The organism is Cryptosporangium japonicum, assembly GCF_039524755.1.
Taxonomy (GTDB): domain Bacteria; phylum Actinomycetota; class Actinomycetes; order Mycobacteriales; family Cryptosporangiaceae; genus Cryptosporangium; species Cryptosporangium japonicum.
Genome location: NZ_BAAAGX010000034.1, coordinates 1 through 24,495 on the forward strand (window position 1 = coordinate 1; position 24,495 = coordinate 24,495).

General features: G+C 66.1%; 11 protein-coding genes. 6 read left to right on the plus strand and 5 right to left on the minus strand.

The features are described from left to right. A partial coding sequence (locus ABD437_RS37400; protein WP_344653720.1) for an IS5 family transposase occupies nucleotides 1–333 on the minus strand: 333 nt, incomplete at its 3' end. 112 nt (nucleotides 334–445) lie between these two features. Here ABD437_RS37400 and ABD437_RS37405 point away from each other — a divergent pair. Beyond that, nucleotides 446–2,911, plus strand: a complete 2,466-nt coding sequence (locus ABD437_RS37405; RefSeq protein ID WP_344653721.1) for an NACHT domain-containing protein — start codon at nucleotides 446–448, stop codon at nucleotides 2,909–2,911. A 272-nt stretch (nucleotides 2,912–3,183) separates the two neighbouring features. Here the strand turns inward: ABD437_RS37405 and ABD437_RS37410 are convergent, their stop codons facing one another. From ABD437_RS37410 to ABD437_RS37425, 4 genes are all read right to left on the minus strand, one after another. Beyond that, a complete protein-coding gene (locus ABD437_RS37410; protein ID WP_344653722.1) occupies nucleotides 3,184–4,635 on the minus strand; it encodes a pentapeptide repeat-containing protein in 1,452 nt (483 codons plus the stop codon). Between the two features lie 359 nt (nucleotides 4,636–4,994). Next, a complete protein-coding gene (locus ABD437_RS37415) occupies nucleotides 4,995–7,757 on the minus strand; it encodes a phospholipase D-like domain-containing protein (RefSeq protein ID WP_344653723.1) in 2,763 nt (920 codons plus the stop codon). After that, nucleotides 7,750–9,237 (minus strand): hypothetical protein, encoded by a 1,488-nt coding sequence (locus ABD437_RS37420; protein ID WP_344653724.1) that lies wholly within the window; start codon nucleotides 9,235–9,237, stop codon nucleotides 7,750–7,752. Before ABD437_RS37420 ends, ABD437_RS37415 begins: the two co-directional genes overlap by 8 nt. Nucleotides 9,238–9,460: 223 nt before the next feature. Next, nucleotides 9,461–9,802, minus strand: a complete 342-nt coding sequence (locus ABD437_RS37425) for a hypothetical protein (RefSeq protein WP_344653725.1) — start codon at nucleotides 9,800–9,802, stop codon at nucleotides 9,461–9,463. Between the two features lie 691 nt (nucleotides 9,803–10,493). Here ABD437_RS37425 and ABD437_RS37430 point away from each other — a divergent pair. From ABD437_RS37430 to ABD437_RS37450, 5 genes are all read left to right on the plus strand, one after another. Further along, complete coding sequence (locus tag ABD437_RS37430; protein ID WP_344653726.1) at nucleotides 10,494–11,252, plus strand: helix-turn-helix domain-containing protein; 759 nt, start codon at nucleotides 10,494–10,496, stop codon at nucleotides 11,250–11,252. 6 nt (nucleotides 11,253–11,258) lie between these two features. Continuing rightward, on the plus strand, nucleotides 11,259–11,603 hold the full coding sequence (locus tag ABD437_RS37435) for a hypothetical protein (RefSeq protein WP_344653727.1): 345 nt from the start codon (nucleotides 11,259–11,261) through the stop codon (nucleotides 11,601–11,603). An 893-nt stretch (nucleotides 11,604–12,496) separates the two neighbouring features. Continuing rightward, complete coding sequence (locus ABD437_RS37440; protein ID WP_344653728.1) at nucleotides 12,497–17,719, plus strand: DEAD/DEAH box helicase; 5,223 nt, start codon at nucleotides 12,497–12,499, stop codon at nucleotides 17,717–17,719. After that, entirely contained in the window at nucleotides 17,716–20,562 is a 2,847-nt protein-coding gene (locus tag ABD437_RS37445) for a helicase-related protein (protein ID WP_344653729.1), read from the plus strand. Before ABD437_RS37440 ends, ABD437_RS37445 begins: the two co-directional genes overlap by 4 nt. Next, nucleotides 20,559–24,479, plus strand: a complete 3,921-nt coding sequence (locus ABD437_RS37450; RefSeq protein WP_344653730.1) for an Eco57I restriction-modification methylase domain-containing protein — start codon at nucleotides 20,559–20,561, stop codon at nucleotides 24,477–24,479. The genes ABD437_RS37445 and ABD437_RS37450 overlap by 4 nt, the downstream gene beginning before the upstream one ends. Nucleotides 24,480–24,495: the final 16 nt, after the last annotated feature.

Genomic DNA, 24,495 nt, shown 5'->3' on the forward strand with positions numbered 1-24,495 from the left:
CACGCCAGCGGCGTGCTGGTGGGCCCGGACCACGGTCGAGTCCACCGACACATCCCAGGTGATCAGCCCACGCGCCTGCGCCCGGGACTGCAGATCAGCGACGATCTGCGCCCACGTGCCGTCGCGCTGCCAGTCCCGGAAGAGCCCATACGCGGTCTCCCACGGCCCATACCGTTCGGGCAGATCCCGCCACGGCGCGCCGGTCCGGATCCGCCACCGGATCGCGTCGATGACCTGCCGCCGCGGACGCGGCGGCCGGCCACCCGGCTTCGCCGGCGGCAACAGCGCCGACAGGACTTCCCACTCGGCGTTCGTCAGATCACCACGAGCCACGCATCACCCAACGAACGAGACGCTTCTCAAACACGCTCTAGGCCAATCGGGCAGCGGCAAGACGCATCTCGCTCGTCATACCGCACTCGAACTAAGCCGGTCAGGGGCACTCGTGGTGTGGCTGCGATGCGACGAGTACGAAAAAGGCCAATTCGGTCAGCTACTCGCCCGCGCCATGGCTCCGCACACCAGCGAAGAAGCTTGGCCTCTCTTACGCAAGGCCAACGAACTCGGCACGCTCGTGGTCGTCGTCCTCGATGCCTTCGAGCTTTGCGCCGATGCGCACCGCGCTCAGTTGCTGGAGCAACTTGCCGCGCTGCGACTCCGGGTCTCGACGAGTGTGCTCATCACTTCCACGGTCGTCCCGCCACTCGCATCGAGCGCAGTTCCCGTGACCATTAGCCTGGAGTTGCCCGACGCCGACGAACGGAATGCCCTTCTGCGTTCATACGGACTACCGGATGGCGTTTCCGTCCCAGATGCAATCCAGACACCGTTCGAGCTGTCGCTCGCCGCGCAGTGCGCGGCTGCGCTCCCTCACGATGCGAGCACTACGGATCTGCTCGACGCCTATGTCGGTAAGCGCACCGGCAGCGAAGCTATCCGCAGCGGCTTGCGGGCGCTTGCCCACCTGATGGACACGCAGATTCGTACCGCGCTTCTTGCCGGCGAAGCGTCCACCGCGCTCCGACGCACACCTCAGTTGACGTCCTCGGACATCGATGCCGTACTTGACAGCCCGCTGGTGCTCGCGCAACAGGGTCGCGTTCGGTTCATCCACGAGCTGTTCGGACGCTTTCTGGCAGCGGAGCATCTTGCGCTCGCGAGTCCCGACGGCACCGCACTTGGGGAAGCCCTCCAGGAGCCCTCGCAACGGGATCTGCGTCTGCACGCGCTCTTGCTCGAGCCCGATGCTCAACGGCGTCACGATGCCCTGCTGGCGATCGGCAATGACGCGCTCTTGTCCGACGCCGCCCGTGGGCGATTTGGCGCAGCTACCGCTCAGCACGTCATCGACACCGCGCGACGGCTCCTCATAGAGGCGATGCGCTTGACCGCGACCGCGGATCTAGTCGTGCCTGATCCGAATGATCCGCTATCCGCACACTGGCGTATGGACAGGTCATGGACTGACGGCGAAGTCGCACTACTGGGCGCTGTCGGACTCGGGCTTCAGGATGGCCTCCTCGTTGACGAGGTCGGCAGTCTGCTCGACCGCACTGATGACGCGTTCCGCCGGCAGTACGGGGTACTTGGCGAACACGGTCATCCCGCGGCGATAACGCTGCTCGTCGCTACTACTTACAACTCGGCGATGGTCTCTCGGCCGAGGGACCTCGCGGCCACGATCATCGCCGGGGTCCTCCGGACTGGCCGCTGGCAGCGATGGGGCGTCCGTTACTCATCGCCGTTCGCAACGCACTTGTGGCGCGTGGACGGCTCTGGCTGGAGCAGGCTCTTTGTGGCCGGACTCTTAAGCGACCCCCTTGGGCATAGCGACGACGCGCGGCACCTGCCCGATCTTTTCCGGCGGGGGTGGACGGCCGGCGGCTATCACTTGCGCCTGCAAATGCTCGCCGCAGCTGAAAGTGCCGCCAGCGAGCTGGAGCCCGCCGTTCGTGACCGGATGATCGAGGAGCTTGAAGGCTGCGAGACAGAGAACATTTTCCTCTCGACGCAGCTGATCGAGGCCCTTGCCGCGTATGGCCAGATTGAGCCGATCTTCAGCCTGGAGCAAATCCAGGAGGCCATCGCCACCGTGCTCGCGGCCGAGAGCTCGCCCGAGACAGCGAAAAGGGCTGTCGGGATCGTCGGCCAGTTGTTCGAGCGCGAGCGGATCGTTGGACCCTACAGTGAGGCAATCGGCGCTCTCCCCGAGAGCCGACGCCTGCGGCTGTTCGCGCTAGCTGCTCTCGCGGAGGGGCCCAATTTCGCCGATGACTGGGTGGTCGCGCAGGTCGCTGACGCTGCCGACCAGGCCGACCCGCGAATCATTGAGGCGCTGGCTCGCCATGCGCGAGTCGCACCAGTGGACACGTTCATGCCGCAGATCGCCGTCGGAGCACATCTTCACGCTCTCCGCGGCTGGGCCGGGCTGTTCGACGAGTTGCCTCCAGCAGCGGACGCCGAGACCCCCGGACCGCTGGAGCGAGCATGGCGTTGTATCGACGGGATCATCCTCGCGCTCTACCGCAACCCCGTCGACCTCAGCCGCGCGGAAGCGCTGTGGGATCTCCTGCGGCAGGAGCTGCCGGCTGCAGCAGTAACCGTGCTGTACGAGCTACAGCAAGCGGACTTCGGGAGCGACGACCGCCATATGGTCGGCCATCGCGAGCTGTGCGAAGCGTTCCCACGCCAACTTCTGGCGCTGCTGGATTGGGCCCTGGAGCATCGCGACGAGGTCAGCACGATGCACCATCGTGCAGACCAGGAGCGTATGGACCGGTACGTGATCGGTGGACTAGCGCAGCTCGGCGACACGGCTACAGTTACGCGACTCCAGGCGTATGCCTCCCACCCCGATCTCGTGGATGGCGTCATCGAGGCAATTCGCGCGATCAATCGCCGTACCCCATGACGAAGGGCGCCATTCGGCTACCGGTTTGACGCGCTACAACCTGGTCCGTGCGCACCTCTCTCATCCGGTCAGATTCGCCTGGGCGGTCACGTTCCTGAGACTGCGACGGAAGGCGATCAGTGGGGCAAGCTCATACCACGAGCAACCGTCGGCGGCGGTACTGCTACGGCTGATAGCTTGGTTCCTGGATGCGCGAGTCCAGCGTCAAGGGTGGTAGGCCGCCGTGAATGCGACGCGTTCGGCGCCAGGAAGGACCGCGCCTGATTGCTCACCTAATGCCGTCGACCACCGCGGACCAGCTTCGCAGTCCCAGCAGTTGCCGCGTGCGTCGTGACGCCCCAGCCTGACGGCCATTGCCTGGGGCTGGCGGTGTGCGCGGTATCGAGTGTGGCGTCGTCGAAACGGGCGCGGACGTAGCTTGGGTCGTCGAACCAGGCTCCGCGTGAGAAGTGGCTGTTGATAAACCATGCCGCTCGGGCGATGGTGCTCGCGTCGAACCAGGCATTGCCGTCGAATCGACTACCCGGGAACCACGCGCTGCCGCCGAAGACAGCGGCGCGGAAGCCAACGGTGTGGCTGAAGCAGACACGTCTGAAGCCAGCATCTTGGTTGAAACAGACGCCGTCGAACCAGGCGTCGCCGCCAAACCGTGCGGTGTCAAAGCCAGCGATCTCCTGGAAAGTCGCTCCGTGGAACCCCGCAACTTGCCTGAACGTCACACCATCAAAAGCAGTTGTACCTAGAAACTTGGCGCTGTGGAAGCCGGCCGCGCTGCTGAATACAGCGTCGTCGAATCCGGTGTCGCTCGCGAAGGTGACGCCGCCGAACCAGGCGTCACCGGCGAACGCGGACCTGTCGAAGGCGGCCTGCCCGCCGAAGGTCGTCGTGCCGAAATCTGCATCCCCGGCGAACGCGGCGCCGCGGAAGTCCGCGGCGGCTTGGAAGGTGGCTGCTCGAAAGGTCGCCGCGTCGCCGACGCGTACGTTCCGGAAAGTTGCATCGTCCACGAAGATGACGAGGCTCATGCGGAGACTGCGCAGCTGGCATTGCTCGAGGTCGAAGGCGATAAGTACGGCGCCGGTGAGGTCAAGATCGACGTCGGTCCACGGTGAGTCGGAGGTATCGGTGGTTTGCCCGGGAGTAGCCAGACGGAGGTGCCGAGCAAGGATGCGTTGGGCGGTCAGCCGGACCTCGCGTTCCTCTTGCGCGCTTCGCGCCTGTGAGCGAGAGTCAGCCGAGTCGATTTCAGTGACTGCCGCAGCATCGTCTGCTCCGAGCGCTTCGGTGAGCTCGTACGGCATACGCAGGTAGGCACACAGCACGTCGACGACGATCTGACGGTGCGCTGGATTCTGTTGGGCGAGCCGCTCTAGGGCGTACATGCCGCCGAGTCGGACTGCGGCACGATCACTGCCGAGCTGCTCAACCCCATGGCGGTAGGCGTCGGTGATCCGCCGTTCGAGTGCATCATGGGCTTTGTCGGCTTCGACTGTTTGTGTGTGTCGATGTGCATCTTCGACGACGCGCTGCCTGCGGTAGGCCACGACCAGCGCGACCATGCCGCCGACGCCCGCGACGACGCTCAACGCGATCTTCACGATGTCTAGTCGGTCGCGTCGTACGTCGGCAGCGGCCGCCTGTCCAACGGTGAGCAGCAGGATCGCCATCGTCAGTACGAAGAAACCGGTGCCAATCGCACCGATGATGGCTAAGTGCCGCCCCATAGGTCGCAAGTCTGTTGGAATGTCGACCCGACGCGACCCCCTCTTCATCCTTACAAGGTGCCATGACTCGACCACGGAAAGTCGCCGTAGGACCTCATTCGTCGTCGATGCGCAGGACCGCCGTGCACGACGTAACCCTCCTTGGTCGCAGCGCTGGCTGACCAGCACGAGCTCGCCTGCGACTGCCCCAGCGACCCCGAGCCTTTGATGCGGCCGCGCACAGGCCAGGAAGCGAAGTGCAACGCACCATGTCCGATGGAAGCACGCGACCGCTGGACGCTCCCAGAAACACCGGCGCTGGCGCAGCCGGCCGGGTTATCGAAAAGCGCTGACAGTCACGCCCGTCCGGCTACAAGCCCTCAACGTACGCGTGGCGCGAATAGATCGAGATCCGGGCAGTTCACCGGCGGTCCGGCTGCGATATCGAGCCCGACGGCGTCAAGGATGTCCTCGGCCTCCCGAAAACTCCGGGTCGTCGGAACGTGGAGTACCCGGCTGCGCTGGGCAACTCCGGCATCGCGCGCCACTGCGGTGGGCGAGATCAAGCTGGTCAAGCGGTGATGACCCCAGTGCAGCCGCTCGCCGCGCGGTTCGACGTGGATGAGGTCGTCGCGGCGACGAGCCGCCGCCGCCCACCGATCTCGGTCATTCGTGGCCCAGACGGCAAAACTTTCGGTTGCCGGGAGCGCTTCCAGTAGTTCGGCGGCGCCTCGGAATGGGCTCGTGAAATCACCATGGACGTGGAAGATCCGCGCACTGTGGCGGTGGGCTCGCCAGGACGGGTGGTCGCGTTCCAGCTGCTCGAGTGCGTCGGCGGCGGCGTCGCCCTGCACCAGCAGGGCGACGACCCGCATGACGTCGTCCGGGTCGAGGGGGAAGCCGCGGCCGTTTGTGTAGGGCAGGGCGTGCTGCGCGACGATCGCCGGCTCAGCTGCGGCACACAGGTGAGCAATGTCCGCGGAGACTGCCTCGTACATCAGCCCCTCGGACGTCCGGCCCGCCGGACGATGCTCCCGCAGGAGGTAGAGGCCCACCGCCGACACGCTGCCGAAGTTCGCCGTGGCTTCGCGCGGGATGTCGCCGCGATCGAGATGCTGTAGCGCTGCGCCCAGTACCCGCATCCATCCGTCCTGGCCGAACGGCGACTCCCAGAGATCGCTCCGGATGCCGACCAGCACGAGGCTAACGACGGCGAGGCGCGGGATCGCGGGAAGGTGGACAAGGTCGTCGGCGACGATGCGTCCGAGGTCTCGAGCTCGCCGCCGCTTCTCCGCAGTCAGGCGGACAGCGATCAACGCGTCGGCCTGGGCCTCCGTGTCGTCGCTCTCTGCGTCGGTCGACTCCGCAGCGTACGGATCGGTGTCCTCGTTGACCGCCTCAGCGTCGTCTTCGTCCAGGCCGGCCGCGCGCTCGTCGACGAGCCGGTCGGTCTGTTCTGCGAGCTTGGCCGGGGGCGCGGCTGCGTTCGCGCGCAAGGCGGGGAGACCGCCGAGCGCGAAGTGGAACATTGCCGAGCCGACCTGCTCTTTGGCCTCGTCGGTGTAGGTTAGCCAGTCTTCGACTTCGTCATCCAGACGGAGGCCGACGCCGGACGCGGTGTCGTCGTCGGCCTCGCTGCCGGGACCCGCAGAACCGCCTACCCGTGGCACCGCAACTGCTGCTCGTGCTGCCGAGAGCTCGCCGATTGCCCGCTGCCAGATGGCCCAGAGCCGAGAATCGGTGATCAGCTCGGCCGGGCCTCGCGCCGTCCGGGAGGGCGCCGAGGTCTCGCCGACGCGCTCTCGGACTCGCTGGCCGTCGGTGACGAAGAGCAACGTGCCGTACCGGCGTACCCCAGCGTCGAGCCAGGTCGCACGGGCTCGGGTGCCGCCGGGCCGGTCGATGCCGGGAAGCTTCGCGTCGATCGCACCGGACGGGAGAACACCTACCGTCTCCCAGTCATCGAAGTGCGTACTCGCCGAGACATCGATCTCCACGGCGGTGGTGGTCGGGGCGGCGAAGGTCACGGCCAAGCCGTCTTCGGTGCGCTCGCAGGCGAGCAGGAGATTGGTGCGGCCGGCTCGACCGGCGTCGTCGCTCGGAATGGCCACGGGCCGTAGGGAGCTCAGCGGAATCGGGGCTCCGGCGGGAAACAATGTGCCACTTCGCTCGCGGATAACGCCCACCTCGACGTTGCCGCCCTCGCCGACTGACCGAAGCAGTGCGGATCGGGAGAGGTTCGGACTTCCGGTCAGCGTCCACAGCGTGCCGTCCGGCCGAACCGCTTCGACAAGCTTGCCGTGCCGGTAGCGGACCCCTTGGTCCTCTAGCACCGTCAGTGCAACGCCTAGGTCTTGGGTCACTCTGCGCACCGAGTCCGGCTGCATGACGGTTTCGCCCGGCCGTACCAGCAACTGCACCGCGTCCGGCCGAAATCGCCTGATCAGCGCATCGATCGCGGAGGCATCGCGGTCGAGGAACGGCGCGTGGAGCCGCAACTCCGACACCGGACCCGTAGGCAGCTGGTCGAGGATCGCCGCGGCCGAGGTGTGCAGGAGCCGGTGACCGGTCTCGACGGACGCGCCGTTCTTCGTTAGCGCCTCAAGCCCGCGCACCGTCCGATTGATACTCGCGGACGCCTCCGGACTGATCGCACACACGCCGCTGAGGGACTGCAGCCAGCGCACTACGTCACCGACGAGCGCCGGGTAGTGCTCCCGATCCGCCGACGCGACGGTCCACGTCTCCGCGTTGAGGTGCCAGCCGCCCAGCGATAGATTGCCGGAACCCACGGCCACCAGAGCCCGCTCCGGACCCACCAGCACGGTGACCTTCGGATGGAACGCGGATCCGGACGGCGTCGCCGCGAGGCCGTGAACGTAGCGGGTGCCCGCATTCCTGGCTGCCCTCGGGTCGGGCGCCGAGATACCGGCGTCGCCGACAACGGTGACGCGCGCGCCGGTCGATTGGGTCACGCCGAGGACCGTGCGCTCGAAGAATCCGAGATCCGCGTTGAACGTACAGAACAGGGCCTCGCGGGCCTGCCGATCGGCGCGCTTGTCTTCAGCGAACAGGAACGGAAGGGGCGACGATGCCGACGCGACCTCGCCCCCACGTAGTTCGCGGATGCTCTGCTCAGGCAATGAGGTCCCCGCGCGGGCCGAGTGTCCAACGGTCGCCGCTACGTGCGAATAGGCCGACGCCTGCGAGGATGCCGACGAGTTGGTCGCAACGCAGCGAGGCCGGCCCCCCGCTTTCCGCCGAATCCCTGAACACGAAGTCATCGCGTAGGTGCACCCGCGTCGGCACCTTGAGGACGCCCCGCTTGGTGTCGAGGCGGGCTTTCCGCAACGCGAGCCGTTGCGAACGGCTCAGTAGCACTTCGGTCAACCAGCAGGCGAAGTCGCGGAGCGGACGATCAGCCCATTCGTCGAGGCGATCGGCGAGCCAGGCCGGTGCGAGTTCCTCGTAAACATCCTCGGGGTCATGTCCCTGGAAGCCGTGCAGCTCGGCGCCCGACAACTCGCGGGCGCGGAGCGCGCCGAGGAACAGCACGCCGAGATACCGGGCCGGCGCCTCGTCTCCGAGCTGCGGTTCAGCGGGCACGGGCCGTCCTGCCGCCGACGTCGCCGGCAGTCGAGCTCGGAAGTCGCCGACTGTTCCGGTCGGCAGCCGGTCGGCGAACTTCGCGGCGAGCATCGATCGGTGCGTTAGACCATCGATTTCGCCGACCAGCCAGGCCCACAGCGAACGCCAGGCCGTGACCGAGAAGTTGCGCAGTACCAGCCCACGCCACTCCGCCGCCACCGTCATCTCGCGACCGTCCCGACCGTCGACGAGCGCGTCGCTGTAGGCGATGAATGACGAGAGATCCGCGGTGACCCGATCGACCTGCTGGTATTCCAGCGCACGCGCGATCAGGCGGAGCGTCTGCCGGCGAGTCCCGGCGCGGGTGTTCGGGGCGGTACCCTGCGCCGCGAAGAGCTCAGCGAGCCACTGGCCATCAGCGCTCGACACCGACCTGCACAGACACAGGTGCTCCACGTCGACAAGGTCAGCCCGGGTGAGCATCGGTTCCTCAGCGAGCTGGAGAACGTCCTCCAGGCCGGTTCGGACTGCGCGGCCGTCCAGATGCTCACCGGGTGCGATTTCGCTGCCGCTGGTCACGATCCGTAGCACCATTTCCGAACCCCGGTACGCGGCCCAGAAGCCCCAGTGCGGCTGCGCGTACACCTTCGGCGCGGCGAGTGCAGCGACGTCCACGAGGCCCTCGTCACGGACATGCGGCCAAATCAGGTCGTAGCCGTGCGCGCGGGACAGCCCGCCGTGGGCGCCGGGGTCGGCGTTGGCGTGATGGGCTGAGACGGCTCCGAGCACGACCTCGGATCGCCGCAAGAGCACTTGAGCCGCAGCACGCCCCAGACCGCGACGCTCGGCCTCGGCCGCCGCTAGTCCGTGCAGGGCGTAATACCGCGCATTGAGGGTGACGGTAGTGACCCCGGGGACGAGCCGATCCACCGTATTCATCGTGTGCCGCTCGACCGACAGGGGAAATCGGCCGGGGAACGTCGTGGAGTTCGACGTCGACCAGTCAGGGCCGAGAACCGCCGACGCAGTGCTCATATCTTCGATCCTCGCCCCTGGCGTCAGGGCTTGCAGGTTACCGCGCCGTAGGCCCCGATGGTCGCGGGCTCTGGATGATGCCGCAGATCCCCGCGCCACTGCCGACCGCCCCTACATGCAGGCACGTGGTCAACCGGGACGCTGGCCGCCTTCGTGTTACCACGCGTCTCGTTCGCGACCCATCGGATGCGCCAACTCGGCTACCAAGCCGCATGTTTCGCAACTAATGAATGGCGCGTTCGCCAGTAATCGCGGCACGTTCGACATCTACGACATAACGGTTTGGGCCGTCGGTCCCCTCGCCGTAGGCGAGGGCAACCTTCTCAACGAACGGACGATAGCTCTCATCCTCGCGCAATAGAACGGCGGCCTCGTTGACAGCTCCAGCTGGATTGCCGTGCCAAAGCTCGCAGATTTCCCGGATCTTGTCGGTGCGGTCGATGAGGCCAGAGCTCAACGAAAATGAGCTGCCTAGCACTTCAGAGACGATGATCGTTGCAGCGGATGAGCCAGCTCCGACGAGAGCGACAAGAGCGAGGGTCAGCCACAGGGGCACGGTGCGCACGTGCGGACAGTAGCGCTTTATATCCCATGTGGAGTGAAGAAGGTCGCCCTATGGCCGAACAGCACACCAGCGGCGCTTCGCCGAATCGCTCTGGCCAGAAGTAGGCAACGCCGGCCACCTCCTCTTCATCCTCAAGCCGGCCACCGACAAATTCATGCCCTGCCCGACCAGCTAGGCAACGGTCGCCGACCCGATCCGCGCCCGCGCGCCGTAGCGATCGGATTCCGCGACAGCGCCGATTGACACCGGCAACGAGACCCCCACGGACGCCTCCACCCCGAAATAGAGGAGTAACCAGGCCGAGACGCCAGCCAAGGTGCACGCCCGCGGTCGCTCGCGTAATCCCGGCAGCACAACCGCGTCGCGGCGTAGCGGCGCGAACGCCCGCTCTCGACCCAACGATTAACTGATCACCATCGGCCAGGCTGCGTGGGCAGTGTGACTGTCCACCTCTACTCGCAACTTGCTCATGTCGTCTCAAGCGAACCGGGCGCCGTTTCATCAGAGGAGTTGGTGCAGTGCGAGCAGATGGCGAGCCCATCCACGACCAGGCTCTCCTGGCCAACCTGACGACGTCCCACCGTAGCGGCTTCGCGTTCACAAAACCGCTCCAAGCTGGGAAGACGAGTTGGCAGAAGCCACATCGCGTGATCTACTTGACGCGTTACTGGGGCGTTAGTGAGGGATTCAGGTGGCACCGACGACACAACCAAGCACCGCCGAAATCGGCGCAGCGATCCGAGCCCGTCGGCTCGAGCTCGGGCTCACGATCGAGCAGGCAGCCGCCTCGGCCGGGGTGGGCAGTGAATCGTGGCGCCGGTACGAGCAGGGGAAGGCGATCCGGCGGGACAAGGTGCGCGGTTTGTGCCGAGTCCTCCGATGGGCGAATCTACCCGCCTCCGATGGTGAGGCCGCAGCGCGCACCCCGCGCGCCGATCCGAACTGGGACGCGGCGACTGAGTGGGCCGGGTTCTCGACGGCCGTCGCCGCACGCCACGGCGAGGCACGGGCGAGGGCATTCGAACTCGGGTTCCAGCTGGTGGTCGCGGAACAGCTCGAGCACGACTTGGAGGCCCTGCGCGAGCGGCCGCGAGGTAGTCACCTCGGTGAGCTGAGCGAAAGCTGGCTCGCTAACTGGTTGCCCGAGCGGTTCGTGACGCACTACGAGTACGAGCTGCTCTACCGGCTCCGCGCCGCGTCGTTGCGCATCGCGGACCGGCTGGCAAGCCGGACCTCCCAGTTGACGCGGTGCCCCGCGGAAGCCCTGATGCTCTACGTCATCGTCGAGGACGGCGCCGGCGAAGTGAACCGAGAGGTGGACTACCTCGACTGGATGCGCGAGCTGATCGACGAGGATCTCGACGCCGTTCGTACGCTGTTCGATCGCACAGTCGACATTCCTGTCGACCACCCATGGCACTACAAAAACTGGTTCGAAATCAAGGAGTAAATTCTTATGTCCGTCGAACGCCGTAATTACCTCTTCCGTGAGGCATTGCTTTTCCTTCAGGAATCTGCGCGGCCGTTGACTCGTAGACAGATCTACGCCGGGCTCGCTAGTCGCGTCGAGCTAACCGAGGCCGAGAAGAGGATCTCGCGGAAGGACAGAAACCTGGCCCTATACGAAATGAACTGCGGTTACGACCTGTCGAACGTCGGCAAGAGGCTGGGCTGGGTGCTACACGACCCCGCAGAGCGCACCTCCGCATTGACGGCGGCGGGAGTCGAGGCCTTGCAGTGGCCAGCCGAGAAGATGTACGCGGCGATGAACGAAGCCCGCAAGAACGGCCGCGCCGTGTAACGGCGCTCCTCACCACAGGTGGAGAGGCCGCTTCCCGCTGATCATCGAGGCTGGTCGCCGGTCTCCCACTGTGGGTCGTGGGCGTCATCGTCGGCTGGATGGCGGCCCGTTACATGAGACCAAGTGTCTCGGACGTGAACAGAACCGCCGGCCCGGCGCATAGCGCCATGCGCCTACGCACTTTCGCCCCGTAACGCTTCTGACAGTTGCCACCGCGGTCACGGCTCCCGGTGCCGCAACTGCCGCAGCGCCGCCGGGCGTGCCGTCGAACGCCGCCGACTCGCGGTGCAGCCGAATCCGCCGACGATCACGTTCGGTGCCGACGGTGGGGTGATTCTTCAGCAGGTCCGGCGGACCCGGATCACGCCAATTTACGCCAACGCGACAGCGGCTCTGAATACCTCACGGGAGTTGCGCCGTACGACCGCGCCGGCCCGGACCGTTTCGGCGCGCTGCGTGAACTCGAGCGGGCGGGATCGTTCAAGGCGCGATTGCCCCAATGCGGCGTGGACATGATCCCCGGCGTCTTCGGTGAGCGGTTGCAATCCCCTTGAGAGAGAACTCAGTAAGGGCTTGTTATTTCAAATGCATTCCCTTCTAGGTCGATGCTTCGCCGACCCGCCACGCGCTAGACCGGTCGTCGATCCCAATTTGCCGCTCGCCGGAACCTGACTTCACGTCAGTGAACTTCAGGGGGTGACGTCTGCCGGTCGGGCGTATCACGCGCGCACGGACGTCGAGCCGCGCCTCCTCGGCTCATCACCACGGCCCTTGCGCCGACGCAAGCCCACGATGACCTCTTTACATCGCCTGGGACTGTTATATACGTTTTTGGGCGTTATGGATGATAGGTCACATCGACCTACGTCGTGTCCGTTCACGCGGGGGTGGGGATGGATGTCTTCCGGGTCCACGAAGAGGTCATCAACGACTACCGCGCCTTCACCTCGGGCTTCGTAGAGGTACGCGATCCGCGGATCCGATCATTCGTCGATGGCCAGTTCGCGGAGGGCATCCAGTGGCCCGACCCGTGGCTGAGCCTCAACCCGTCCTTCGCCTCCGGCGGCGCGGTCCCCGACCTGGTGGACGAGGGCCTGCTTCACCCCGAGTGCGCGCGTATCTTCCGACGTAAACGCGATCTCAGCGACGCCGGCCGCGACCCGATCCGCCTGCACCAACACCAGCGTGAAGCAGTCGAAGTCGCCCGGACCGGCCACAGTTACGTCCTGACGACCGGCACGGGTTCCGGAAAGTCGCTGGCCTACATCGTGCCGATCGTCGACGCGGTCCTCCGTGCTCGCGACGCGAACGACGCACGTCGCCAGCCCGGCGTGAAGGCGATCGTCGTCTACCCGATGAATGCCCTGGCCAACTCCCAGGTCGGTGAGCTGGAGAAGTTCCTGCGGTTCGGCTACGGCGAAGGAAACGAGCCGGTCACCTTCGCCCGCTACACCGGGCAAGAGTCGCCCGACGAACGCACGCGCATCCTCGCGGCACCGCCGGACATCCTGCTGACGAACTACGTGATGCTCGAGCTGGTGCTCACCCGTCCCGACGAACGCAAAAAGCTCGTCCGGGCGGCGCAGAACCTCCGCTTTCTCGCTCTCGACGAGTTGCACACCTACCGCGGCCGGCAGGGCGCCGATGTCGCGCTCCTGATCCGACGGCTACGCGACCAATGCTCCTCCGACGCCCTGCAGGTGATCGGAACGAGCGCCACCATGTCCAGCCAGGGGACGCTCGCCGAACGACGAGCAGTTGTCGCCGCCGTCGCCACCAGGCTGTTCGGTGCGTCGGTGACACCGGAACGGGTGATCGGCGAGACCTTGGTGCGCGCCACCCCGGACAGCCAACCCGGGATCGACGCACTGCGCCAAGCCGTGATCAACGCTGCCGCCGACCAGGTGCCAACCGCCTACGACGCCTTTGTCCACGATCCGCTGGCAACCTGGGCTGAGACCACGTTCGGGCTGGACACCGAGGCCGAAAGCGGCCGGCTGATTCGCCGCGCACCCACCACCGTGCCGACCGCAGCAACTCAGCTCGCCGAACTCGTCGGCGTCACGGAGCCGGAGTGCCAACAGGCACTTCGAACAGTGCTAAAAGCGGGCTCGTCCGTCGTCGACCCCGCCACCAACCGGCCGGTCTTCGCCTTTCGGCTCCACCAATTCCTGTCGAAGGGCGACACCGTCTACGTGTCGCTCGCGCCCGAGAACGAGCGCTACATCACCGGCACGTACCAAGTCAGCGTGCCCGGCAAGCCGGACGAGGCGCTGCTGCCGCTCGGGTTTTGCCGTGAGTGCGGCCAGGAGTACCTGGTCATCGCTCAGGTTCGCAAGAACGGACAGACCGTTTTCGTGCCCCGTCGCGAGGCAGACGCGAGCGGCGGCGACAGCGTCACCGGCTACCTCTATGTCTCCAGCGATCACCCTTGGCCGGACGATCCGCTCGCGGCCGGCCGGGTGCCCGACTCGTGGCTGGTCACCGATCCCACGACCGGTAAGTCCGAGCTGGCGGACAGCAAACGCAAGTACCTACCAAGCCGAATCTTCGTCCGCCCCGACGGCGTGCTCGACGAGACGCGCACCGGCATGCCCGCCTGGTTCATCCACACTCCATTTGCGTTCTGCCTGCGCTGCGGCGTCACCTACGAGCAGGTCCGCGGCAGCGACTACGGCAAACTCGCCACACTGGACGTCGAAGGCCGATCCAGCGCGGTCAGCCTGCTCAGCGCCGCGGTCGTCCGAAGCCTGCGGCAGCTCCCTGACGACGTCCTACCGGCCGAAGCACGCAAGCTGTTGACGTTCGTCGACAACCGGCAGGACGCCAGCCTACAGGCCGGCCACTTCAACGACTTCGTCCAGGTCGCGCAGCTTCGCGCCGCGCTCTACAGCGCCCTCGACAAAGCCGGGCCGGACGGCCTCTCCCACGAAGACCTCGCCAGCGCGGTGACCTCCGCGCTCGGCCTCCACATGCGGGACTTCGCCCTGCACCCAGAGGCCAAGTTCAGTGCGAAGAGCGACACCGAACGTGCCTTCCGCACCCTCATCGAGTACCGGCTCTACGTCGACATCCAGCGCGGCTGGCGTGTGACGATGCCCAACCTCGAACAGACCGGCCTGCTGACCGTCGACTACCGCGATCTCCCCGAACTGGCCGCGGACGCCGAAAGCTGGGCCGGCACCTACCTCCTCGGACAGCTCACATCCGCCCAGCGCGAAGACATCATGCGGATCCTGCTCGACGAGTTCCGCCGGGTCCGCGCGATCGACGTCGACGTGTTGACCGAGGAGGGCTTCGAGCGCATCAAAAAGCTCTCCCGCACTCATCTCGTCGATCCGTGGGCGATGAGCGACGACGAGCAACTCATCGACGTCGGTACCGCCGTCCCCCGAACCGCAGGCAAGAACAATCGTCGCAGCCTGCTTCCGGTCACCAGCGGAACCCGCTTCGGGAAGTACCTCCGCCGCGAGTCCACCGGCTTCCCCGGGAAAGTCGCCGCCGACGACGCGACAAAAATCATCGAGAGCCTCTTCGAGGTTCTCCAGAACGCCGGCCTCCTGAGCTCCGCGCAGGGGCCCGACGGGCCGACCTACCAACTCAACGCCGGCGCCCTGCGGTGGCGTGCCGGTGACGGAAGCCGCGGTGCAACCACACCTCTCCAAAAGGCCTACCAGGGCGACGAGAGTCCTCGCGTCAACCCGTTCTTCCGCGACCTCTACCGCAACCTGGCCTCCGCCTACGCCGGTCTCCGCGCGCAGGAACACACCGCCCAGGTGCCCTCCCGCGACCGGCTGCAGCGCGAAAATGACTTTCGAGCCGGGCGGCTCCCGCTGCTCTACTGCTCCCCCACGATGGAACTCGGCGTCGACATCAGCGACCTCAACGCCGTCGGCCTGCGCAACGTCCCGCCCACGCCTGCCAACTACGCCCAACGTTCCGGCCGTGCGGGCCGCAGTGGCCAGCAGGCGCTCGTCCTCACTTACTGCTCCACCGGCAATGCGCACGACAGCTACTGGTTCCGCCGCTCCCGCGACATGGTCGCCGGCTCCGTCATCGCTCCACGCATCGACCTGGCCAACGAAGACCTGGTGCGGTCCCACGTGCACGCCGTCTGGCTCGCCGAGACCGAGCAGTCGATGCTCGCGTCGATCGCTGATCTCGTCGACACCGATGGCGACGCCCCAACGCTCGCCCTCCGCGCGGCCCTGCAGGAGGCCGTCAACGACCCCGAGGTCACCCGACGTGCCGAGGTCACGGCGAACCGGGTCATGCAGCAACTCCGCCGGACCTGGTCGGACGACACCGGCACTCCCGCGTGGTGGCACGAGGGATGGGTGCACGACCAGATCACGCGTGCCGCCGCCACGTTCGACGACGCGTTCCACCGGTGGCGCGAGCTGTATCGCACCGCGCTCACCGAAGCCGACGAGCAACACAAATTGGCGCTCAGCAGCAACGCCACCAAATGGGACCGCCAGCAAGCCGAACGACGTCGCAGCGACGCGCGCAACCAGCTGATCCTCCTCCGCAACGAGGACAAGGAATCCGGGGCCACCGACTTCTACTCCTACCGATACCTGGCCAGCGAGGGCTTCCTGCCCGGCTACTCCTTCCCCCGCCTACCGCTCGCGGCGTACGTCCCGGCGCGACGCGGCGCGAAGCTCGACGGCGACTACCTCCAGCGACCGCGATTCGTCGCCATCGGCGAGTTCGGCCCCGGCGCGCTGATCTACCACGAAGGCGCCCGATACGAGGTCAACCGCATCCAGCTCCCGCGTGACCCGTCGGAAACGACCAGCACCGGCGCCATCACCGACAGCTGCAAACGGTGCGAGAGCTGCGGCTACCACCATCCGGTCCGGCCCGGACTCGACGTCTGCGAGCACTGCGGCGATCAACTCGGCGCGGCCCAGGGACACCTGCTGCGCCTGCAGACCGTCTTCACCCGGCGCCGTGAACGCATCAGCAGCGACGAAGAAGAACGTCGCCGCAGCGGCTACGAACTCGAGATCTCCTTCCGGTTCCCCGACCGCGGCACCCGTGCCGGCCACACCACCGCGACCGCGCTGGTCGCCGGGAGGCCCGCCGTCGAAATCATCCATGCCGACGCCGCCCAACTGCGCGTCACCAACGTCGGACGCCGACGACGCAAGAACCCGCACGACCGCGGCTACTGGCTGGACCTACGCAACGGCACATGGCTGAGCGACGCCCAAGCCTCCGACGCGCCCGTCGACGCGAACGGCCTCGCCAACGCCCAAGACGTCACCTGCAAAGAAAAAGTCACCCCGTACGTCGAAGACCGACGCAACGCCCTCGTGCTCCGCCTAACCGACCCTGTCTCCGACGCCGAAGCCGTGACGCTCCGCGCCGCGATCGAACGCGCCACCGAGGCCCTCTTCCAGCTGGAGGACTCCGAGCTGGAGAGCAAACAACTCCCGGATCCGCAGCAACGCAGCCGGATGCTGCTCACCGAAGCAGCCGAAGGCGGCGCCGGCGTCCTCACCCGCTTCGTCGAACAACCCGACACCCTCGCCCGGATCAGCCGCAAAGCCCTGGAGATCATCCACTACGACCCGGACACCGGAGCCGACCTCGATCGCGCCGACGGCGCTCGCGAACGCTGCGAAAAGGGCTGCTATGACTGCCTGCTGTCCTACGGCAACCAGTACGAACACAGCAGCATCAACCGGCACGTGATCGTCGAACTGCTCCAAGACCTGATGACCGCCGAGGTCGTCGTCGGTGCCGGTGGACGCACCCACGACGGCCAGCGGGAGTGGCTCGACGCCCTCGGTGACTCCCGGCTGGAGAAGAAGTTCGTCGACTGGCTCAGCGCCAACGGTCATCACCTGCCCGACGACGCCCAGATCACCGTCACCGACGCGCGCGCCCGTCCGGACTTCGTCTACCGCCTCCCGGGCGGTTCGGTCGCGGTGTTCATCGACGGCCCGCATCACGACGACGCCGACCAAGCCCAGCGCGACGCCGAAGCCGGCGAGCGACTCGAGGACCTCGGCTGGAACGTCATCCGCCTTCGCTACGACGACGACTGGACTGATATCGCCCAGCGCTACACCTGGGTGTTCGGCGCAGGAAGGACCACCTCGTGACGGCTCTCGCCGACGCCGACATCGCTGTCGGCAGCCTCGTCCGTGCCCGCGGCCGGGAATGGGTCGTGCTCCCGGGAACCACCCGCGAGTTCCTCCTCCTCCAGCCGCTGGGCGGTGGGCAGGACGACAGCGCCGGCGTCTTCCCCGACGAAGGCGTCACCCCCGCGACATTTCCTCCCCCCAGCGCTGACGATCTCGGCGATGCCGCCGCGACCGACCTGCTGCGCACCGCGCTGCGTGTCGGCTTCGCCTCATCGGCCGGGCCGTTCCGCTCGCTGGCGGGGTTGAGCGTCAGCCCCCGTAGCTACCAGTACGTTCCGCTGCTGATGGCGCTACGCCAGGACACCGTCCGGCTCCTCATCGCCGACGACGTCGGCATCGGAAAAACCGTCGAAGCCGGACTCATCGCTGCCGAATTGCTCGCGCAGGGAACCGTCCAGCGTCTCGCCGTGCTCTGCGCGCCGTCGCTCGCCGAACAATGGCAACGCGAGCTGCGGGACAAATTCAACATCGACGCGACGCTCGTGCTGTCCAGCACGGTCAAGAGCCTCGAACGTCCGCTCATGATGGACCAGTCGCTGTTCGACCGGTACCCGCACGTCATCATCTCCATCGACTTCATCAAGTCCGACCGACGACGCCACGACTTCCTCCTGCGCTGCCCCGAACTCGTCATCGTCGACGAAGCACACAACTCCGTGGCCAGCACCGCCGCCGGGCAACGGTCACAGCAACAGCGCTACGAACTGCTCTGCGACCTCGCGGACGATCCGAACCGGCATCTCATCCTCGCCACGGCAACACCGCACTCCGGCAACGAAGACGCCTTCACGAACCTGATCCAGCTCTGCAACCCCGAACTCGCCACCGCCGACCTCAGCACGGAACAAGGCCGCGCACTGCTCGCGAAACACTTCGTCCAACGGCGACGCCGCGACATCCGTGAACTCGACGGCGGCGCCTCCTTCCCCCGCGACCGCGAGACCGCCGACATCGCCTACACCTTGAGCCCCGCCTACCGAGACCTCTTCGACGACGTCCTCGCCTACGCCCGCGAGCAGGTCAGCGACGGCGTCACCGGAGTACGCGGACGAGTGCGCTGGTGGTCCGCGTTGGCACTGCTGCGGGCACTGGCGTCCAGCCCCACGGCAGCCGCGGCCACGCTCAAAACCCGCGCCGCCAACGCCGCCACCGAGGACGAAGCCGAGGCCGACGCACTCGGCCGCGCCGGCGTCCTCGACCGCCCCGGAGACGAGGCGCTCGAAGGGTTGGACACGGCACCGGGCGCGCTCTTCTCCCTGCCCGGGACGGCCAACGCAGAACAGAAGCGTCTCCTCGAGTTCGCCGGTCGGGCCGCCGGCCTCACCGGGCCCGAGCAGGACCGCAAACTCGCCGCGCTCACCAAGCAGATCACCACGCTGCTCGCCGACGGCTTCGCGCCGATCGTGTTCTGCCGCTTCATCGACACCGCCCACTACGTCGCCGACCACCTCACCGGCGCGCTCGGCACGAAACGCAAACCGGTCCACGTCACCGCCGTCACCGGCGCCCTACCGCCGTCCGAACGCGAGCGGCGCATCGACGAACTCACGCAACTCGACGGCCAACACGTCCTGGTCGCCACCGACTGCCTGTCCGAAGGCGTCAACCTCCAAGACGCCTTCTCCGCCGTCGTCCACTACGACCTCGCATGGAACCCGACCCGGCACGAGCAACGCGAAGGCCGCGTCGACCGATTCGGGCAGCGCAGCGACATCGTGCGCGCCCTCACCCTGTACGGGCAGGACAACAGCATCGACGGCATCGTCCTCGAAGTCCTCATCCGCAAGCACCGCGCCATCGCCAAAGCCACCGGCGTCGCCGTTCCCGTCCCCGGCGGCGAGGACACGCTCATCGACACCCTCGCCGAACGGCTCCTCCTCCGTCAGCAGAACCCGAAGGCGCTCACCCTCGACCTGGACCTCGACGAAACCGTCCAGGAATTCGACCTCGCCTGGCGATCCGCTGCCGAGAACGAGACTCGCTCGCGCACCCGCTACGCCCAGCACACGATCAAAGCCGAGGAAATCACCGTCGAAGTCGACGAAATCCGCGCGGCCCTCGGCGCCCACGGAGACCTCGAGCAGTTCCTCGTCCGCACCCTGCGATCGCTTGGCTCGACCATCACACCCGCGGACGACGGCTTCACCGCGGTCCTGGCAACCCTGCCACTCGGCCTGCGAAGCAGCCTCCCAGTCGGGCTACGAGAACCGTTGCTTTTCCGCACTGACCCGCCGGCCGGACGCGGCGAAGCCGTGATCAGCCGCACCGATCCGGTGGTGCAGGCGATCGCCCGCTACGTCCTGGAGAGCGCACTCGACAAGGCCGCGCCCGCACGGGAACGCCCCGCACGACGAGCCGGCGTCATGCGAACCAGCGCGGTCTCCACCCGGACGACCCTGCTGCTCGTCCGCTTCCGGTTCCACCTCAACCTGCCGACCACGGACAACATGCGTCAGCTGGTCGCCGAAGATGCACGCGTCCTGGCCTTCGAAGGCGCACCCGCACGCGCCATATGGCTTCCCGATGAACGTGCCGAAGAACTGCTCTCCGCGACGCCGTCCGGCAACGTCGTGGAAGGCGCCGCCCGCGACGCCCTCGACAAGGTCCTCGACGGTCTACCCGGACTGATGCAGACCTTGGAACGCGTCGCCGACGAACACGGCGAACGCCTCGAGAGCGCCCACCGCCGCGTCCGGGCTGGCTCCGGCGCGATCCGCCGAGGGCTCAGCGTCTCCGCCCAACGCCCCGTCGACGTGTTGAGCGTCCAAGTCCTGCTACCGAACGCGGGAGGTAACGCATGACCGCCACCCTGACATCGGTCAAAGTCGCCGGCGGACTCCTGCCCGGCGACGTTCTCTCCTCGGTCCTCGCCGGAGACATGCCCGGCCTGTCCGGCGCCGACTATCACCTGGCCGGCGAAGGCCCCCGCGAGGCCGCATCACGCACGTGGTCCAACCTCCTCGGCGTCTACCGCCGCTTCCAGGACGACCTGGCCGACGTATCCAAAGACGATCCAGCGATCGGCTTCACCCGCGACCGGTGGCTCAGCCACCTGCTCGCCGAACTCGGCTACGGACGCGTACCGACCACGTCCGCAGGCGGAATCTCGGTGGGTGATCGGCAGTACCCCGTCAGCCATCTCTGGGGTTCGACCCCCATGCATCTACTCGGCTGGAACACCCCCCTCGACAAACGCACCCCCGGTGTCGCCGGCGCCGCCCAGCGGGCCCCCCACGCGATGCTGCAGGAAATGCTCAACCGCGCCGATGGCTACCTGTGGGCAATCCTGTCGAACGGCCACCTACTGCGCCTGCTGCGCGACTCGACCACGATGACCGGCCAGTCCTACGTCGAGTTCGACCTCGAGTCGATGTTCGAGAACGAACTGTTCTCCGAGTTCGCCATGATGTACCTCCTCGCACACGAGTCCCGCGTCGAAGCGCCCGAAGACGGGCATCCCGGCGAGTGCTGGCTGGAAAAGTGGCGCACCACCGCCGTAAGCCAGGGCGTACGAGCGCTGACTTTGCTTCGCGATGGCGTGCAGGAGGCGCTAGAGACTCTCGGGACCGGCTTCCTCCAAAACCCGGCGAACACCGGCCTGCGGGAAGGACTCGACTCGGGCGAGCTGCGCATGGAGGACTTCCACCAGGCGCTCCTCCGCACCGTTTACCGACTGCTGTTCTGGGCGGTCGCCGAAGACCGCGAAGCCCTTCTCGACCCGGACGCCGACCCGGACGCCGCTTCCTGCTACCGGAAACACTTCTCGTCTGCGCGGCTCCGACACCTGGCGCTGTGCCGGCACGGCAGCTCCCACTACGACCTCTGGGAAGGCGTCGCAGTCGTCATGTCCGCCCTCGGCCATGTCTACGGCGAGCCACGGCTCGGCCTACCCGGGCTCGGCGGTCTCTTCGCGATCAGCGAAGCTGACGTGCTGCACGGCGCCAAGCTCAGCAACCAGGCGCTGCTCTCCGCAGTTCGGTCGCTCTCCGTCGTACAGCCCAAAGGGCAGCCGCGGCGCACTGTCGACTTCCGCAACCTCGGAGCCGAAGAACTCGGATCGGTCTACGAGTCGCTGCTGGAACTCATCCCTCGACGCGATCCGCAGGCCGAGGCTTTCAGCCTCGACACCGCGGCCGGCAACGACCGTAAGAAGAGCGGCAGCTACTACACCCCGACCGAGCTGGTCGAACTCGTCCTCGACACCGCGCTTGATCCCGTGCTCGACGACGCCGAGAAGCAGGACGATCCAGAAGCCGCGCTGCTCGCGCTGACCGTCTGCGATCCGGCAATCGGCAGCGGGCACTTCGTCGTCGCCGCCGCCCGACGCATCGCCAGTCGCGTCGCGGCGATCCGCACCGGCGAGGTTGACCCGACGCCGACCATGCTGCAAGACGCGATGCACGACGTGGTCGCCCGCTGCATCTACGGGGTCGACGTCAACCCCATGGCCGCCGACCTCGCCAAAGTCAGCCTGTGGCTCGAAGCCATGCGATCGGGCAGGCCGCTCTCGTTCCTCGACCATCACATCAAAGTGGGCAACGCGCTGCTGGGCACCACCCCAGCGCTACTCCGCGACGGCATCCCCGACGACGCTTACGTCGCGCTGACGGGTGACGACAAACCGACCGTGCGAGCATGGAAGACCGCGAACGCGAGAGAGCGTGCTGGCCAAGGCTCACTGATCAGTTACAGCAACGAAGCGCTCCGGGCCACCACACTCGAGATCGCCGGGGAGGCGGCCTCGGCCCGAAACCTCGCCGACATAGCGTGGGCCGCTCGCCGGTACGCCGAGTCGCAAGAGGGTCCGGAGTTGACCCAGGCGCGCCACATCGCCGACGCGTGGTGTGCGGCATTCCTCTCACCGAAGACTCACGATGATGTCCCGATCACGCAAGAACTCTTGGAGAGCTTGCGCGAGGGCTCCGCGCTCGAGACTGCGGTGCGGGCCGTCAACGACGTCGCACAGCGCCATCGCCTATTTCATTGGCACTTGGAGTTTCCAGAGATATTTCCGGTCGGACGTTCCCAGGCTGGCGGCTTCTCGGCGATGCTCGGGAACCCACCGTGGGAGCGCATCAAACTCCAGGAGCAAGAGTTCTTCGCCGCGAGAGAGCCAGCCATCGCTGGCGCTAAGAACGCCGCAGCCCGAAAGAAGGCCATCGCCGAACTGAAGACCGAGAACCCCGCCCTACTCGCCGAGTTCAATAACGCAAAGCGCGCCGCTGAAGCTGAGAGCCACTTCCTGCGGATGAGCGGGAGATATCCGCTGTGCGGCGTCGGTGACGTCAACACCTACAGCATCTTCGCCGAGCACTTCCGCAGCAGCGTCGCTCACGCCGGCAGGGCCGGGATCATCACCCCGACCGGCTTGGCAACCGACGCTACGACCGCGAAATTCTTCGCCGATACGCTCCGAACTGAGCGTCTGGCTGCATTCTTCGACTTCGAGAACGGCGACATCTTCGAGGGCGTACACAACAGCTTTCGCTTCGCTGCAACCACGATCACGGGAGGCGAGATCGCCCAGAATGTGCGGCTCGCATTCTTCCTCAAAGACTTCGTCGACGTAGACGCTCGGGCGTTCGCACTGACACCGGACGAGATCCTGCTCCTAAATCCAAACACGGGAACGCTACCGGTGTTCCGAACAAGGCGTGACGCCGACATTACGCTCGCCTGCTACCGCCGCCATCCCGTCCTGATCCGCGATGGCGACCCGGACGGGAATCCATGGGACCTTCGGTTCATGCGCATGTTCGATATGGCCAACGACTCCGGAGACTTTCGCACCGCAGCGGAACTTGAGGAACTCGGCGCCGAATTCGACGGGTGGCTATGGGAAAGGGGGAGCAAGCGCTGGCTCCCCTTGTATGAATCCAAGATGGTCAGCGCCTGGAATCACAGACTCTCCACATACGAGGGCGTTGCCGAAGATTCAAACGCCAACGTTCTTCCACGACTGACCCCCCAACAGTTGAACAACCCCAACGTCGAACCTTGCGCTCGCTACTGGGTCGCCGAGTCTTCAGTAATTGGCCGGCTTGCCGAGAAGTGGGATCGGCCGTGGCTTATTGGTTGGAGAAATATCGCACGCGCCAGCGATGCTCGGACTTTTATAGCTTCCAGCATACCTATGGCTGCGACAGGTAATTCTTTCCTCCTTGCGCTATTCGGCAGGCCCGAAGAAGCGTTCCTTATTTATACAGTCTGGTCGTCGCTCGTATTCGACTACATAGCTCGACAGAAATTGAGCGGCACCAACATGGTCTATTTTATTGTCAAACAGCTCCCCTGTCCCCGCCCAGCAGATTTCCTTGAGACTCCGAAGTGGCTCAACGAGTCGCTCCTCAATTTCATCCGACCTCGCGCGCTTGAGCTAAGCTATACATCGCGCCGAATTTATGGGTTCGCATCTGATATTAGCCCACAAGATCTAGGAATGCCGTTCGAGTGGGCTCTGGAACGACGCGCGCAAATCCTCGCCGAGTTGAATGCCGCAATTTTTCATATTTACGGGATTGACCGGAGATCCGCCGAACATATTTTGGATTCTTTCGTAACCCTCAAAGGGAATGAGGAGCGCGAGTTCGGTGCGTTCCGAACGAAAGAGCTAACACTTACAGAGTATGACAGAATAACTGATTCCGTAGAATCTAACACATCGTATTACAGCCGCCTCAATCCATCGCCGGGGACTTCGCCTAACTCCATTTACTAGACAATTTCCGCACGGA

Coding starts and splice junctions, on each gene's coding strand:
- ABD437_RS37420 (WP_344653724.1), bottom strand. CDS start 9,237: ATGAGCACTGCGTCGGCGGTTCTCGGCCCTGACTGGTCGACGTCGAAC.
- ABD437_RS37410 (WP_344653722.1), bottom strand. CDS start 4,635: ATGGGGCGGCACTTAGCCATCATCGGTGCGATTGGCACCGGTTTCTTC.
- ABD437_RS37440 (WP_344653728.1), top strand. CDS start 12,497: ATGGATGTCTTCCGGGTCCACGAAGAGGTCATCAACGACTACCGCGCC.
- ABD437_RS37450 (WP_344653730.1), top strand. CDS start 20,559: ATGACCGCCACCCTGACATCGGTCAAAGTCGCCGGCGGACTCCTGCCC.
- ABD437_RS37435 (WP_344653727.1), top strand. CDS start 11,259: ATGTCCGTCGAACGCCGTAATTACCTCTTCCGTGAGGCATTGCTTTTC.